11 protein-coding genes are annotated in these 15762 nt (G+C 70.9%); 3 read left to right on the top strand and 8 right to left on the bottom strand.

The annotated features are described in order from the left end of the window. The coding region (locus Vgi01_RS22880; protein WP_204292300.1) for a hypothetical protein at positions 1 to 783 on the top strand (783 nt) is incomplete at its 5' end. A 64-nt stretch (positions 784 to 847) separates the two neighbouring features. On the opposite strand, the gene Vgi01_RS22875 is transcribed toward Vgi01_RS22880, so the two are convergent. The 5 genes from Vgi01_RS22875 to Vgi01_RS22855 form a co-directional block, all read right to left on the bottom strand. Then, the gene (locus Vgi01_RS22875; protein WP_204292299.1) at positions 848 to 1240 is read right to left on the bottom strand and encodes a VOC family protein; all 393 of its coding nucleotides are present in this window, start codon (positions 1238 to 1240) and stop codon (positions 848 to 850) included. 135 nt (positions 1241 to 1375) lie between these two features. After that, entirely contained in the window at positions 1376 to 2563 is a 1188-nt protein-coding gene (locus Vgi01_RS22870) for a sensor histidine kinase (protein ID WP_102657161.1), read from the bottom strand. Continuing rightward, positions 2560 to 3228: a response regulator transcription factor gene (locus Vgi01_RS22865; RefSeq protein ID WP_013732317.1), complete on the bottom strand. Its 669-nt coding sequence runs from the start codon at positions 3226 to 3228 to the stop codon at positions 2560 to 2562. The genes Vgi01_RS22870 and Vgi01_RS22865 overlap by 4 nt, the downstream gene beginning before the upstream one ends. Before the next feature lie 136 nt (positions 3229 to 3364). After that, a complete protein-coding gene (locus tag Vgi01_RS22860) occupies positions 3365 to 4651 on the bottom strand; it encodes an outer membrane protein assembly factor BamB family protein (RefSeq protein ID WP_204292298.1) in 1287 nt (428 codons plus the stop codon). 82 nt (positions 4652 to 4733) lie between these two features. After that, positions 4734 to 6029 (bottom strand): outer membrane protein assembly factor BamB family protein, encoded by a 1296-nt coding sequence (locus Vgi01_RS22855; protein WP_204292297.1) that lies wholly within the window; start codon positions 6027 to 6029, stop codon positions 4734 to 4736. A 38-nt stretch (positions 6030 to 6067) separates the two neighbouring features. On the opposite strand from Vgi01_RS22855, the gene Vgi01_RS22850 reads away from it, so the two are divergent. Then, positions 6068 to 8026, top strand: coding sequence for a DUF6311 domain-containing protein (locus tag Vgi01_RS22850; protein WP_204292296.1), 1959 nt, complete (start codon positions 6068 to 6070; stop codon positions 8024 to 8026). Between the two features lie 3 nt (positions 8027 to 8029). On the opposite strand, the gene Vgi01_RS22845 is transcribed toward Vgi01_RS22850, so the two are convergent. Together Vgi01_RS22845 and Vgi01_RS22840 are read right to left on the bottom strand one after the other, a co-directional pair. After that, positions 8030 to 9805: a DUF6311 domain-containing protein gene (locus Vgi01_RS22845; RefSeq protein WP_239089109.1), complete on the bottom strand. Its 1776-nt coding sequence runs from the start codon at positions 9803 to 9805 to the stop codon at positions 8030 to 8032. Next, complete coding sequence (locus tag Vgi01_RS22840; RefSeq protein ID WP_204292305.1) at positions 9805 to 11559, bottom strand: DUF6311 domain-containing protein; 1755 nt, start codon at positions 11557 to 11559, stop codon at positions 9805 to 9807. Before Vgi01_RS22840 ends, Vgi01_RS22845 begins: the two co-directional genes overlap by 1 nt. A 348-nt stretch (positions 11560 to 11907) precedes the next feature. On the opposite strand from Vgi01_RS22840, the gene Vgi01_RS22835 reads away from it, so the two are divergent. After that, entirely contained in the window at positions 11908 to 13107 is a 1200-nt protein-coding gene (locus Vgi01_RS22835) for a hypothetical protein (protein WP_204292294.1), read from the top strand. A gap of 666 nt (positions 13108 to 13773) precedes the next feature. Here the strand turns inward: Vgi01_RS22835 and dxs are convergent. Next, positions 13774 to 15726: a 1-deoxy-D-xylulose-5-phosphate synthase gene (gene dxs, locus Vgi01_RS22830; protein ID WP_204292293.1), complete on the bottom strand. Its 1953-nt coding sequence runs from the start codon at positions 15724 to 15726 to the stop codon at positions 13774 to 13776. Positions 15727 to 15762 lie beyond the last annotated feature (36 nt).

Genomic DNA, 15762 nt, shown 5'->3' with positions numbered 1-15762 from the left:
ACTGCGTGCTGGCTGATCGGAATCGAACTCGAAGACCCCCGCACCTGGCTCGTGGCCGGCACCTTCGGCATGTTTGGAATAATGTTCGTGACACTTACCTGGGCACTGGAGGCGAGCAGTTACTGTCGCGAGGTCGGCGGTGAACTCCAATACGCGCCGGAACTTCGAGCAAAGCCCCAGATCGCTGCCCTTTTGCCTTATACTGGCAGGCGGGTCGTCCGCGGCAGACACAACGTGGACCTCGCTGACTACGGCGACAATCCGATACTCAAGAAGCGTGGCCGCCTGATCACTCCATGGAATGTGGCTGCGTTCATCACATTCCTGTTATCCGCACCCTTCGGCGCGCTCATGGCCGACCGTCTCGAAATGCCGGCAGCTGACTCGCGATTGGGACTGATCGCGCTCGTGACCGCCATAGCAACGGTTACGCTGCTGGCCAGTGGCTCCACCAAAGTCCGCTGGACTGTGGTGCTTGCTGGGGCCTGCGTCCTCGCGGTCAGCCTGTACAGCGTGGGCCTGCAAGCGGGATTCGGCATCGTCCCGTGGCTGGTCTTCACCAGTTGTTACGTGTTCTTCCGTGCACAGTCATATGCCAGGCTGACGGAGGGTGTGACCAAAATTGCCGCGCACGTACGTCACATTCTCAGGACGGCGTGGAAAAAGGCACGTGCCGTACTGGTCAGCGAGCGCACAGAAAGACTCGTCTGGGAGACAGGCCAGTCGACGACCGATGACGTCTTCACGACGTCCGAACAGGCGAAGACCAGTAATCAGGCATAGGACCAGTTACCCCGCGCTCGCCACGTACCCGCAGCATCAGCTCGCACCTCTGCCGGTAAGCCCGTCAACTCGACGCCGAGTGCTCCGCCCTGCTGCGCTCCACGCAGAACTCGTTGCCCTCCGGGTCGGCGAGGACCGCCCAGCCGGTGCCGTCGGGTCGGCGCTGATCGTCGATCAGTACGGCGCCCAGGGCGAGCAGACGGTCGATCTCCTCGTCGCGGGTCCGGTCGGTCGGTTGGAGATCCAGGTGTACCCGGTTCTTCGCGGTCTTGCCCTCCGGCACCCGCTGGAACAGCATCCCGCCGTCGGCGATCTCCGCCCCGGACAGCAGGGCGCACTCCGGCTCGCCCGGCTTGTTGTCGGGATCGTGCCGCATTCCGGTCGCCTCGGCCCAGAACGTCGCCATGGCGAACGGGTCGGCACAGTCGAAGTCGATCCATCGCACCCTCGAAGTCATGGGCCCAATCTCTCACCGTGATCAAGCGAATTACCGCCGCCGGGGCCGTAGCCGGTGTGCCAGAGGGCGCGATGGGCGGCAACCGGGCCGCACCGGGTCACCCGGTCGGCACCGCATCACCCGGCCGGCACCGGATCACCGGACGGGGTTCTCCCCCGTCGACCCGGCGTCGGCGGCCGGCAGGTTGACCGTCACCTCCAGGCCACCGCCGGACTGCGCCACCGCGGTCACCGTGCCACCGTGCGCGTCGCAGACCGCCCGGACGATGGACAGGCCGAGCCCCGACCCGCGCGCCCCGGTCCGTTCCCGGCCGCCCCGCCGGAACGGCTCGAACAGTCCCGGTACGTCCGCCTGGTCCACCTCGAAACCGGTGTTGCCGACCACCAGCCAGGACCGCTGCCCATCGGAGCCGGTGCGTACCCAGAGTCGGCCGTGCAGGTGGTTGTAACGGACCGCGTTCTCGATCAGGTTGCCGGCCAGGCGATCCAGCAGACCAGGATCACCGACGACAGGTGCCGGTTCCAGCGAGGTGTGCACGTCGAGCTTTATCCGCTCCACCTCACGGCGTACCGCCGACAAGGCGTTGAGGGTGCCGGCGGCCAGGTCACACTCGGTACGCCGGCCCAGTCGACGGCCGGTCTGGGCCTCGCTGCGCGCCAGCACCAGCAGCGCGTCGACAAGGCTGTTGGCCCGTTCCGAGGCGTCACGCACCACGGTGGCCATCCGGCGGTACTCGGCGGCATCCGCCTCGTCGTCGCTGAGCGTCACATCGATTTCGGTACGCATCACGGCCAGCGGCGTACGCAGTTCGTGCGAGGCGTTGGCGACGAACCGTTTCTGGGCCTCGAAGGCGGCGGCGATGCGGTCCAGCATCTCGTCGAAGGTGTCGGCCAGCTCGGCCACCTCGTCGTTGGCCCCGGAGTAGCTGATCCGCTGGTCCAGCGTGGTTTCACCGAGCCGCCGCGCGGTCGCGGTGACCTGGTGCAGCGGTCGCAGCGCCCGACCGGCCACCGCGTACGCCCCGACCACCCCGACCGTCCCGATGGCCAGCAACGCGGCCAGCCCCTTGGCCAGCAGTTCCCCGGAGGCCGAGTCGACAAGTTGCCGCTGCCAGGCGGCGGCGTCCATGGAACGCCCGTCGGCCAGCAGCACCGTCGTGCCGGGCAGCAGTTCGTCGGTGGGCCGCAGCGCGTCACGGACCAGCAGCCAGGACAGCAGCACCAGGATCGCGCCCGCGCCCACCAGCAGCACGCCGTTGAGCAGGGTCAACCGCAGCCGCAGGGTGGGTCGCAGGCGCGGGGGCCGCCGCGGGGTGCCCGTCACGCCGGCACCTCGGCGGTACGGTAGCCGGCCCCCACCACGGTCTCGATCAGCGGCGGATCGCCGAGCTTGCGACGCAGGGTCATCACGGTGACCCGGACAATCGTGGTGAACGGGTCGGTGTTGGCGTCCCAGACCCGCTCCAGCAGTTCCTCGCTGGACACCACCGCACCGCGGGCCTTGAGCAGTTCGCAGAGGACGCCGAACTCCTTGTTGGTCAGCTCCACCGGTGCCCCGCCACGGGTGGCCGTCCGGCGGGCCGGGTCGACGACCAGGTCGGCCAGTTCCAGCACCGGCGGTGCCGCCGGGGTGGCCCGCCGGCCCAGCGCCTGCACCCGGGCGACCAGTTCGTCGAAGGCGAACGGCTTGGGCAGGTAGTCGTCCGCGCCGAGCTGTAGTCCTTCGACCCGGTCGGCGACGGTGCCGCTGGCGGTGAGCATCAGCACCCGGGTCAGCGCGCCCGAGCTGGCCAGCTCCGCGCAGATCTGGTCACCGTGCATCCCGGGCAGGTCACGGTCGAGCACCACCACGTCGTAGCGGGTGACGAAGGCCATCTCGTGACCGCTGTCGCCGTCGTACGCGACATCCACCGCCATTCCGCGCTTGCGCAGGCCACGCGCGATCGCGTCGGCGAGGTGGCGTTCGTCCTCGACCACAAGTACCCGCATGTCCAGCCCCTTCCCGGCGACGACAACTCGACAACCTAGCGCTGCTGGCCAAACCGGCCCCAACCCCCCGCGTCGGTGGTGCCGAGATCCTTCGGGGGTCGGCACTGATCGGGGCGGTCGAGGTGCCCCTGCCCGCTCAGTCGGGCAGCTGCCACAACCCGAAGTCGCCGCTCTGGCGGCGGCAGGCGATCAGGTCGTACCGGCTCTGACAGTCGCCGACCACACCGGGAAGCACGTCGAGGCGCCGTGGCTGTGCCTCCGCCGGGTCGAGCCGGGCCAGCACCGCGCCCACCTCGGGCAACAGGTGGATGCCGAGCAGCCGGAGCTCCTGCTCGTAGCTGGCGACCGTCTCCCAGGAGCCGTACTCGGTCACCACCTCCCCGGTCGCCGCGTCGAGCGTGACAAGCCCTGATTCGCCCAACTGCGCGAGAGCCCTCGTCGACGTCACCCGCAGCAGGTCACCATCCTCGCTGGTGCTCCACCGCACGTCCCCGGCCACCGGGTCGATGACATGCGTGCCGCCTCTGTTGGTCCTGGCGCAGAGCAGCGCACCGCAGCGGGTCACGTGGTCCGCCAGCGGCACGGTGGTCTGCCAGCGCGGCACCAGACCGGCCAGGTCGTAGGCGGTGATGGTCCGCGAGTTACGGACCACCAGCAGCAGGTCATCGACCACCGACGACTGCTGGTAGCCGGTGCTGTCGGCGGCGGGCAGCCGGTCGCGGAGCTGTCCGGTCCGGGCGTCGAGCACCTCGACGTCACCGGCGGCGGTGGACACCACGATGGCGTCGATCACACCGTCACGTTGGTGGTGTTCCACCCAGGACGGCGGCAACGTCCTGGACCACAGCTCACGGCCGGTGGCCACCTCGACCGAACGCAGCGTGGTCGACTGCTGAACGGCCCATGTCTGAAGCAGCACCCGACCCGACGCGTCGCGGGTGCCGAACCCGGCGCTGCGCCAGCGCTGCTGCCCGGTGGCGGCGTCCAGCAGGATGGTCTCGCTCGACCGGCCCAGGTCCTGCGACGGGACCAGCGACAACAGCACGCCGGCGGCGGTGTCCTCCATGCGGAAGAACCGGATTCCTGGTGCCACCGGCATCCGCCACAGCGGTACGAGGCGCTGCGGGGTGACAGTGGCTCGCCGCGGCCGGGCATAGGCGGTGAGTTCCCGCGACCCGTCGGTCACCCCACGGACCGGGGTGACGGTGAAGATGTGGTCCTCGCTGAGGAACAGGTCGGTCGCCAGGCCGCCCGGCACCGTCGCGTGCACCCGCGCGGCCGGGGGTGCGGCGGCGGTCAGCACCACAAGCACGGCCAACGCCATCAGCGCGACCGGCCAGCGCGGGGTGCCGCGACGGGGCCGTCGGCGTGGCGGCTGCGGGTCGCTCGGCGCGGACAGCTCGCCGAGGTCGATCAACGTCACACTCGTCCCTCTCCGCCACGCACCTCGCTGGTCGCCGGAGCTTAACGCCGCAGGCACGCGAGCCACTCCAGCCGCGTTGCGGTCAGTCACGCAGCTGCCACAGCCCGAAATTGCCGTCCCGACGGCGGCACACGATCAGACCGTCCCGGTGACGACAGTTGCCGACCGCACCAGGTAGCAGGTCGATGCGGCGTGGCGGCCCGCCTGCCGGATCGAGCCGGGCCAGCACCGCGCCCACGTCGGGGATGGACCGCGTCCCGAGCGGATGTGAGGCGACACCGAAGCCTTGCACCAGGTCCCAGTCCCAGCTGTCGTCGGCGGTCGGAGGCCGACCTGTTCCCGCATCGATGGTCGCGACCGTTGGCGGGCGCTGCCGGTGGTCGACCACCAGAGCCCGTCGGTCCCCGGCATGCAGAACGTCGAAGCCCTCGCCGACGATCCACCGGAGGGCTCCGGTCGCCGGGTCGAGCAGATGCACACCGGATCCGGCAATCGACACACAGATCAGGGCTCCACAGCTGTAGATCAGCTCGACCGACTGCACGTCGGTCCGCCATCGCCGGGCCAGACCGTCGAGCTGGTACGCGGCCACGGCGCTGGGGCTGCGAACCACCACGAGGTCACCGATGACCGAGGCGTACCGCTGTTCGCCCGGATCGTCCACATCGGTGGGGAGACGGCCTCGCCGCGTGCCGCTCCGCGCGTCCAGCACCTCGACATCGCCGCCCACCGTGGTGACCACCACGACATCGATCCCCGCCGGGTCCCGGTGATAGGAGGGCCAGAACCCCTTCGACGACACCGACCACAGCTCACGGCCACTTGCCACGTCGACCGCGGCGACCCGGTCCAGATCCTGCCTCCCGTAGGTCTGCAGCAGAATCAGGTGCGAGGCGATGAACACCGCGACCCCGTTCTGCCGCCAGCGGAGCTGACCGGTACGGCTGTCCAGCAGCATGGTCTCCATGCCGGCATCCGTACCGGTAAGGGAAAGCAGCAGCGCGGAGTCGTCCACCCGTTCGACCACCATGGGCTGTGCGGACCCGACGGGTGTCCGCCACAGTGCGGTGAGCTGCTGCGGCGCACCGGTGGCCCGCTCCGGCTGCCGATAGGCGAGCAGTTCCTGGCTACCGTCGGCGACACCGGTCACCGGTTTCACGGCGACGATCTGGCCGCTGCCGGTGAGGAACACCTGGGCGGACAGCGACGACGGCAGGATCGCCTGCATCCGGGGAGCCGGGGGTGCCGCACCGGTCAGGACCAGCAGCACGACCAGCGCCACCGGAACCAGCAACGAGCGGGAAGGACGGGGCCGCCGGCGGGGACGCCGCAGGGGATCGGTCGGCTCGGTCCGCTCACCGAGGTCGATCACCGTCATGCTCGCCCCTCCCCCGCAACACATCCGGTACGCACCCTATGGGTGCCAAAAGCCCCAAGAGCCCGCCTGTACGATGGCCCGTCGTGGCTGTGCCGGTGGTAAATCCCTCGCTGAATCCCGTCTCCCCGACCGTCGAGACGCAATCCACAGGGCGACCTCGGCGCCGGCCGGCCCGTGCCGACGTGCTGGCCATCGGAGCCTACGTGCTGCTCGGTGTCGTCGTCTGCCTCAACTACTGGGGGGACGTCAACAACCGGGTCTCGTCGCACCTGCCCACCGACCACAGTTGGTTCGAGTGGCTGTTCTCGCACGGCGCGTACTCGCTGCGCAACCTGGAGAACCCGCTGTTCAGCACGCAGCAGAACGCCCCCGACGGGGTGAACATGATGGCCAACACCTCGCTGCTCGGGGTGACCCTGCCGTTGGCCCCGCTGACCTGGCTGCTCGGCCCCCAGGTGGTGTACGCGCTCTACCTGGGTGGTGCGCTGGCCGCCACGGCGGGCACCGCGTACTGGATGCTGTCGCGGCACCTGGTGCGCTCGCGGGCGGCGGCCTTCATCGGCGGCGGGTTCCTCGGCTTCGCCCCCGGCATCGTGCACCACGCCAACGGCCAGCCCAACTTCGTCTCCAACTTCCTGCTCCCGCTGATCGTGGTGCGGGTGTTCCGGCTGACCGAGCCAGGCCGGTGGCGACGCAACGGGCTGGTGCTGGGGTTGCTGGTGGCGTACCAGATCTTCATCAACGAGGAGATGCTGCTGCTCACCGCGCTGGCCTGCCTGGTCGTCGTGATCGCGTACGCGATCATGCGGCCCCGGGCGGCGCGGCAGCGGGCCGGCACCTTCGCCGCCGGGCTGGGTGTCGGCGGCGGGCTGGCCCTGCTGCTGACGGCGTACCCGATCTGGTTCCAGTTCAACGGCCCGCAGTCCTACCGGGGGTTGCAGGGCGGGGTGTTCCACAGCTGGGGCGAGGACCTCGTCGCCTTCGTCACCTTCCCCCGCGACACCATCGCCGGCACCGAGGCGGTGGAGAAGACCATCGGGTTGACCGAGCAGAACACCTGGTTCGGCTGGCCGCTGGTGCTGCTCTGCGTGGTGGCCCTGGCAATGCTGGTCCGCCGATCGCTTGTGGCCCGCATCCTGGCCGTGCTCGTGGTGTTCTTCTCCGTGGCGGCGCTCGGCCCGGAGATCCGGTTCAACGGCAAGCTGACCGGCATTCCCGGACCGTGGTCGTACATCCCGGAGGACCTGCCGCTGGTCGAGATGATGATGCCGACCCGGCTGACCCTGGTGACCACCGCCGCGCTCGGTGTCCTGCTCGCGCTGGCCTGGGACGCGGTGGCCGGGCGTGGTCGGCCGCCGGTACCGGCCCCACGCGCCCCCCTGCCGGCGGAGGGCTCGGCGGGCGCCCCGGAACCGACGAGCGGTGCGGAGTCGGCGGGTGTCTCGGAGTCGGCGAGTGGCACGCGGCGGCGACCGCGTTGGCAGCAGGCCGTCGGGTACGCGGCGATCACGCTTGCCGTACTGCCGCTGATCCCCACCCCGCTGCCGGCCGAGCCGGTCGATCCGCCGCCTACCTTCATCACCTCCGGCGCCTGGCGGCCGTACGTGCCGGACGGTCGGACCCTGGTGCCGGTGCCCATCCCCAGCAACGTGCACGGGCTGTCCACGCTGCGCTGGAGCGCGCTGACCCAGCACCAGTTCCCGATCCCGGCCGGCTACTTCATCGGCCCGAACCTCGACGGCGAGGGTGTCTTCGGCGCACCGAACCGGCACACCAGCACGCTGATCTACCGCAGCATGGACAGCGGCGAACTGCCCGAGCTGACCGACGAGGACCGCCAGCGGGCGGTCGAGGATCTGCGCTTCTGGCGGGCCTCGGTGGTGGTTCTCGGCGCCCACCCCAGGGAGGCCGTGCTGCGGGAACTGATGTCCGCCCTGCTCGGCGAGCCGCAGCGCGTCGACGACGTCTGGCTCTGGGACGTCCGCGACCGGGTGTAGGGGTCAGCCGACCAGCGGGCGGACGTCCCAGACGAACGCGCCGTCGATCGGGCGGGGCGGCCCGAGCAGGGCCTCGACGGTACGACGTACCGGGTCGCCGTGGCGCAGTTCGCCCTGCACCACCACCGCCGCCCGCCAGTGCCGCAGGTCCGCCACCGCCTGCCGACGGTCCGCGTCGGTGATCGACGGCAGCTCACCGGTGTCGGCCACCCGGCGCAGCAGCGCCGAGGTGGGCCGGTCCGGGGCACCCCAGCGGGCCGTCGGGTCGTCCGCGGCCTCCGGGCCGATGAAGAAGCCACCCGGTGCGGCGAACGCCAGCCGGGTCCGCGCCGACCAGAGCATCGCCGGGCTGCGGCCGTGGTTGGTGACCGGCGGCACCGCCACCAGGGTCCGCCCGGCCGGCACGTACGCCCGCCAGGTGCCGTCGGCGACGAACGCCGGCACCGGCCACACCGGCACGGTCCGGATCGGAGTCGGCGTCAACGGCAGCAGTGCGGCGGTGAGCGCACCGGCCCAGAGCAGCCGCATCCCCGTCCGGGTGGAGGCCCACTGCCGGGCGACCCGGTCCGCGGCCAGCGCCACAAGCATCCCCAGCACCGGTACGCAGACCAGCGCGAACCGGGCCGGCACCACGTGGTCGAGCAACGGCAACCCGGAGATCAGCCGGTACGGCCCGACCAGCTCGGTGACTTCCGCGTCGAGGCGTACCGGGGTGCCGAGGGAGAGCAGGGCGAAGACCACCCCGCAGCCGGCCAGCGCCCGCACCAGCGGCCGACGCCAGAGCCAGGCGGTGGCGAGCACGGCCAGCACCAGCAGTCCCGGCCCGAAGAAGGAGTTCTCCTCGGTCGAATTGGGTGCCAGCAGGGCACTGTCCCGGCCGTTCCCGAGCACGGTCTGCCGGGCCAGGGCCGGGAAGGACGCCGCGTCGAGCTGGTAGGCGTGCGCGTAGAACGGCATGCCCCGGTAGTGGCCGGGGCCGAAGAACTGAAACCACAGGGGGTACGCCAGCAGCGCTGCCGCCACCACCGCGCCGATCCCGATCCGGGCGGCGAGCCCGGGGGCGAGTCGGCGGGCCGCCGTCCGGTCGGCGAGCGCGTACCCGAGTGCGAACACCCCGGCCGCCAGCGCCACGAAGAGCAGCAGTTCCTCGCCAAGGAAGACCTGGTAGGTGACGGCCAGCCCGAGCAGCAGCCCGTACCGCCACACCCGGCCGCCGGGTTCGGCACGGAACACCAGCGCCAGGATCACCGGCACCAGGAACTGGGCGGCCATGTGCAGGTGCGCCCCGGCCTGGGCGACCATTCCGGGAGCGAAACCGCAGATCAGCCCACCGATCGCGGCAGCCGCCCGGGACCGGACCAGCCGCCGGTGCAGCAACACGTACCAGGCGGTGGCGGTGCCGGCGAGACAGCCGACCACCGCCACCACGAACGCGGTCTGCGAGCCGAACAGCAGGGTCACCGGGGTCAGTGGCACGCCCAGCCCGAGCACGGAGGTGTTGGCCATCAGGTTCACCCCGCCGGGGGCGTTGAGCGCGTCGCTCCACAGCGGATTCTCGAACCCCGCCACGGCCCGGGCGGCGCGGGCCAGCATCCACTCGAAGAGGATCTGGTCCCCGGCCTGGTGGAACAGCCGGTCCGGGCGGCCCCACTGGCGGCTGGTCAGCCACGCCGCCAACGCCAGGTATCCGGCCACCACCGCAACATCCGGGGTACGGGGAAGCCGCAACCGGCGGCGGGTGGTGGGCTGGACGGGGCGTTCGGCTGTGCCGACCGGCATCAGGCCGTCCGGTCGGTCAACGCCCGTACGTCCCACACCCAGACGTCCAGTTCCTGGCGGGCCGGGCCGACGAGTTGCTCGACGGTCTGCCGCAGCGGCTCCGAGTGCGGCTGGCTCACCGGCAACACCAGGACCGCCGCCCGCCAGTGCCGCAACTCGTCGAGGGAGCGGCGCCGCTGGCGGTCGTTCAGTTCAGGCGTACGCCCGGTCGTCGCGACCTCCTCCAGCAGCCGGCCGATCCCGCTGGGCCGACCGCCGAACCGGCCCGGGTCGCCGGTGTTGCCGTTGCGCGGGGCGAGGAAGTACCCGCCCGGCATCTTGAAGTCGAGGTTGGTGGCGGCGGCCCAGCGCATGCCGTTGGTGTTGCCCATGCTCGGCACCGGGATCGGCACCAGCGTCTGATCCGGTCCGACGTAGGCACGCCAACGGTCGGAGGTGATGAACTCCGGCACGGGTGGCCGGGTGGTCATCGGCAGCGGCATGGGCGCGATCGGCAGCAGGGCGAGGACCAGCCCACCGGCGGTGAGCGTACGCAGGGTGCGCGGGTCCAGCGGCAGCGTTCGGCTGCGTTCGATGGCCAGGGCCAGCAGGATCGCCACCACCACGCTGGTGATCATGCCGAACCGGGTCGGTACGACGGCGTCGAGCAGCGGCAGTCGGACCAGCCACTCCCACGGTCCGACGATCAGTTCCCGGTCCCACCAGGTGATGCGTTCGCCGAGGGACAGTACGGCGTAGAACCCGGCAGTGGCCGCCAACGCCCGGACCAGCACCTCCCGCCGCAGCCACAGCACGATGCCCACGGCGATCAGCGCCAGGCTCCAGCCGAAGAAGGCGTTCTCCTCGGAGTAGTTGGGTGCGAGGTTGACGTTGGCCCGCTGGTTGCCGCCGATGGTCGGCGATCCGGGGGCGAGGTAGGCGGCGATGTCGTTGCCGTAGTCACGCACCGCGTCGCTGAGCCCGTGGTACGCCATCGGCCCGGCGAACTGGATGTACAGCGGGTACGCCAGCAGCGCACCGGCGATCACCGTGCAGGTGGCCACCGCCTTGCCCAGCGGTCGCCAGGCCGTCGACCAGAGCGCGGGACGCTGGACGACCACCGCGATCAGGAAGATCCCGCAGCCCATCGCGGTGAACAGCAGGATCTCCTCGTTGATGAACGCCTGCGCGGTGACCAGCAGCGCCAGCAGCGCCCCGTCCCGGTACGGCCGGGTCGAGCGGGTGATCACCATGACCCGCCAGACGATGAACGGCAGCAGGAACTGGCTGATGATGTTCGGATGCCAGCTGGCGTGGGAGAGCATCGCCGGTGAGAACCCGCAGAACCAGCCGCCCACCACGGCAGCCAGCCGGTTGCTCACCACGTGCCGGGACAGCACGTGGTACCACGCCGAGGCGGTGCCCGCGAGGGCGAGGGTGACAAGCACCACGAAGGTGACCGCCGGTCCGAACAGCAGCGTCACCGGCACCATCGGGATGCCCAGCGCGAGGATGGCCGTGTTGGCCATCAGGTTGACCCCGTCGGGATAGTTGAACTGCTCAGTGAAGAACGGGAACTCCCCGTGCAGCACCACCCGTACCGAGTGGGCGAGGAAGAACTGCACCTGCGCCGGGTCACTGCTGTACAGCGAGGCGACCCGGCCGGCCGGGTCCGCCCAGATCTGACTGGTCACCCAGACCGCGACGAGCAGGAACCCGCCGAAGACGGCGAGATCCACCCGACGGGGGGTCCATCGGAACCGACGCTTCGGGATGGCGTCCGCCTGGTCCGACCCGCCGCCGGTCGTCCCACCATCCACAGTAGAATCCGACACAACGGAACCTCGCCCATCTTCACGCTCAGTGATGGGTTCGGCTGGCAGGTCTGTGGTGACGTCGGTTTTCGGCGGGATTGCGGCGCGGGTCTCGGCAGGCGTCACAGTCGGCGGAGTCTACCCGAGTAGGGAAATAGCACCCAAGTTGACGGGCCGTCCCCTGTGGTCGATGCGCACCGATGCGACGCAGCGTGAGGCGGGGCAGCGTGAGGCGGAGAGGAGCATGGGCGTGACATCTCGTACTATTGCCCTCCGAAACGACGACCGACGCGATCGGGGGCGTAACAGGTGGGTCCAGCCCGCTGGCGCGGCCTGACGGCCACCAGCCTGTCGGCACTGCTGGTCGCCGTCGCCGCCTGCGGCCCGGTGGCCGAGCGCCGCCCGCAGGACCTGCGGGTCGGCTACGACAGTCTGGACGGTTCGCTGACCGTCTGGCCGCCACGCGGCTCACTGGCCGAGGACCCGGCCGCGACGGCCGCGGCGACCCGGGCGGTACGAGACTGGCGCTCCCCGATCGACGATCGGGTGCACGTACCGTCGTCCGGCATCCTCTACTCCGGCCAGGTCGGCGGCACACCGCTGGCCCTGGTCGCCGCCTCGGTGCCCGGCCAGGCCGCCTCCTGGCTGCTGCAACTGACGGGTGACGGCGACGGATACCAGGTCACCCATGCCACCGAGTACACCGACCCCGGCTACCTGGTCTACTCCGACGTGCTGCCGGTGCAGGCGGCCGACGGCCGGCGCTACTTCACCTCGGAACGGGTCCGCCGCCTGGTCGGGCCGAACGGTCGGATCCTGTCCGCCACCGACGGTCTCACCGACCCGGTCGACGTGCCGGAATGCCGCGCGGTGACGGTGACCGCCACCCTGCGTTCCACCACGTCACTGCCCCGGGGCCGCACCGCCGACCGGCTGCTCGACCTCGGCACCGGCATCACCGCACCGCGGTATCCCCTGGTCCGCGACGAGAGCGGCTCGGGCCGCCGGGCGCTGACCGGCCTCGACACCTGCCGACTGGCCGACAAGGACGGTCCCTTCGGCAGCGTCACCCGACGGGTGGGAGACCGGGACACCCCCGACTCAGTGCCGGCCTCCTGGCCCATGGCGAAGGTGGCCGTCCGTACCCTCGGCGAGGTGGCCCTCGACGGAGGCGAACCGGCCGAGTTGGAGCAACTGACCTGGGAGACCGCCGACGGCACGATGAGCGCCGTGGTCTACCGACCGGCCGACGACGCCCCGCTCGTCTACTCGCCCGCCGACCGGACCAGCCCGTTGCAGGTCTACGAACTGCCGGTGCCCGGTCAACCACTTGTCGCGCTCAGCTGGCGGTCCACCAAAGACACCACCCTGTCGGTCCCACCCGGCACGACCCGCCTGGTCGACCGCCCCGGCCTGGTCGTAGCGCCGCTGCCCGAGCGCCGCCAGACCTTCAGCCTCGCCGCCGACGACAAGACCCACTACCGCACCGCCGGCCCCGCCCGCCGCTAACCGTCCCGTCGCACGACGGAGACCGCCCCTGACCGCGCCGCCGAACGGCGGAGACCGCCGCTGACCGCCCCGTCGCACGGCGGAGACCACACCAGGACGGCGTTCCTACCGCTGACCCGCTCGCCGCTTCCGGCCACCCGACCGATGCCGGTCCAATCCCCACCGGAAGTCACTGCCAGTGACTGGCCTTGCCACCACCCCCGTCACCGAACGTCACAAGGGACAGCCGACCTCTCGGTACCCCTCCCCGCGCCTTTGCTCTGCTTCAACCCACGCAATAGGTCCTGAGCTGTGCAAATAGAGATCGGGAGGAACATCCGTTGCCGTGCGTCAAACACGCAGGGTAAACCGTTGCGTGGGTTGAAGCAGAGCAAAGGGGCCGCGCAGGGGTATGGGCGACTGTCCACGTCACACGCGCTGTTATCGGTCCGGCTTCGCGCGACGTCGCCTGCGCGGTGCGCTGGTAACCAGGCAGACGCGGAGAACGGGCGCGGAGAACGGGGCGCGGAGAACGGGCCTGGAGAGTGCGCCACGCCGGGCCGCCCGGTTCCCCGTTGAGGTCGGCCGCCGATTTACGGGTGGACCGGCCCCGGGGAGGTCACCGGGGCCGGTCCATCTACGCGACGAGTCGATCGAGCTGGGTTGCTTGGTCGATCGGCGGGTGGATCAGTTGTGGGTGGGGGTGTTGTTGGTAGGTACCGGGAGGGCCTCCACGGTCTGGGTGTCCAGGCGGGAGATCCAGCCGGTGACGTCGCGGGCGACGTCCTGGGCGGTCAGGCCGAGGTCGGCGAGGATCTGGGCACGCGAGCCGTGCGGGTGCCAGTCGGCCGGCACGCCCAGGTCGCGCAGCGGCACCTGGACGTCGGCGTCGCGCATGGCCTGGGCCAGGGCGTCACCGACGCCGCCGATGCGTACGCCGTCCTCGACGGTGACGACCAGCCGGTGCCCGGCGGCCAACTCGACGAGTTCGGCCGGGACCGGGCGGACCCAGCGCGGGTCGACCACGGTGACCCCGTAGCCCTGCTCGGCGAGCCGGGTGGCGACCTCCATGCCCAACTGCCCGAAGGAGCCGACGGCGACCAGCAGCACGTCCGTCCGCTCCGACTCGGTCAACACGTCGACGGTGCCGACCCGTCGCACGGCGGGCAGGTCGGCGGCGACCGTGCCGGTGGGGTAACGCAGCACGGTCGGGCCGTCGTCGACGGCTACCGCCTCGCGCAGTTCCTCGCGCAGGGTGGCGGCGTCGCGGGGGGCGGCCATCCGTAGGCCGGGCACCACGCCGAAGACCGACATGTCCCAGATGCCGTAGTGGCTGGGGCCGTCGGGGCCGGTGATGCCGGCCCGGTCCAGCACGAAGGTCACCGGCAGCTTGTGCATCGCCACGTCCAGCAGGACCTGGTCGAAGGCCCGGTTGAGGAAGGTCGCGTAGACCGCCACCACCGGGTGCAGCCCGCCGAGGGCCAGCCCGGCGGCCGAGGTGGCCGCGTGCTGCTCGGCGATGCCCACGTCGTAGGTGCGCTCCGGGTACTTGCGGGCCAGCTTCGCGATGCCGGTGGGCTCGGCCATCGCGGCGGTGATGCCGACCACGTCGGGCCGCTCGTCGGCGATCTTGACCAGCTCGTCGGCGAAGACGTTCGTCCACTTCACCGAGGGCGCGGCGGTGGCCTTGCCGGTGGCGATGTCGAAGGCGCCGGGGCCGTGGAAGCAGTCCGCCTCGTCCTCCTCGGCGGGGCGGTAGCCGTAACCCTTGCGGGTCACCGCGTGCACGATCACCGGGCCGCCGAAGTTCTTCGCGGCGCGCAGCGCCGTCTCGACCGCGGCCACGTCGTGCCCGTCGACCGGGCCGACGTACTTGATGCCGAGGTCCTCGAACATCGCCTGCGGGGCGACCGCGTCCTTGATGCCCCGCTTGACCGCGTGCAGCACCTCGTACATCGGCTTGCCGACCAGCGGGGTCGAGCCGAGTGCGTCCTTGACCGCGTCGAGGACCTTCTCGTAGCCGGGGTTGAGCCGCAGGGTCGACAGGTGGTCGGCGAGCCCGCCGATGGTCGGCGCGTACGAGCGGCCGTTGTCGTTGACCACGATGACCAGGGGGTTGCCGGAGGCGGCGATGTTGTTCAGCGCCTCCCAGCACATGCCGCCGGTCAGCGCCCCATCGCCGACCACGGCCACCACGCTGCGGGCCTCACCGCGCAGCGCGTACGCCTTGGCCAGCCCGTCGGCGTACGACAGGGCGGTGGAGGCGTGCGAGTTCTCGATGATGTCGTGCTCGCTCTCGGCCCGGCTGGGGTAGCCGGAGAGCCCGCCGCGCTGGCGCAGCTGGTCGAAACCGTCCTGCCGACCAGTGATGATCTTGTGGACGTACGCCTGGTGGCCGGTGTCGAACAGCAGCCGGTCACGGGGAGAGTCGAAGACCCGGTGCAGGGCGAGGGTGAGTTCCACCACGCCCAGGTTGGGGCCGATGTGCCCGCCGGTGCGCGACACCTTGGCGACCAGGAAGTCACGGATCTCGGCGGCGAGGTTGTCCAGCTCGGTGCCCGACATCCGCCGGACGTCCTGCGGACCGTGCACCCTGGCCAGCAGCCGGCCCTGGTTGGCCGTGTCCTCTTCAGCACTCATGACCGCAGAGTCTATCGGCCTTCGCCCACCTCGCAG

This window comes from Micromonospora gifhornensis, assembly GCF_016863515.1.
Classification (GTDB): domain Bacteria; phylum Actinomycetota; class Actinomycetes; order Mycobacteriales; family Micromonosporaceae; genus Micromonospora; species Micromonospora gifhornensis.
Note: the sequence above shows the minus strand (reverse complement) of the source record. Positions and strands in the feature narration are given on the sequence as shown.

Excerpts from the sequence above, each read along its gene's own strand:
- Vgi01_RS22875 (WP_204292299.1), bottom strand. The coding sequence starts at position 1,240 with ATGACTTCGAGGGTGCGATGGATCGACTTCGACTGTGCCGACCCGTTC.
- Vgi01_RS22865 (WP_013732317.1), bottom strand. The coding sequence starts at position 3,228 with ATGCGGGTACTTGTGGTCGAGGACGAACGCCACCTCGCCGACGCGATC.
- Vgi01_RS22855 (WP_204292297.1), bottom strand. The coding sequence starts at position 6,029 with ATGACGGTGATCGACCTCGGTGAGCGGACCGAGCCGACCGATCCCCTG.
- Vgi01_RS22850 (WP_204292296.1), top strand. The coding sequence starts at position 6,068 with ATGGGTGCCAAAAGCCCCAAGAGCCCGCCTGTACGATGGCCCGTCGTG.
- Vgi01_RS22845 (WP_239089109.1), bottom strand. The coding sequence starts at position 9,805 with ATGCCGGTCGGCACAGCCGAACGCCCCGTCCAGCCCACCACCCGCCGC.
- dxs (WP_204292293.1), bottom strand. The coding sequence starts at position 15,726 with ATGAGTGCTGAAGAGGACACGGCCAACCAGGGCCGGCTGCTGGCCAGG.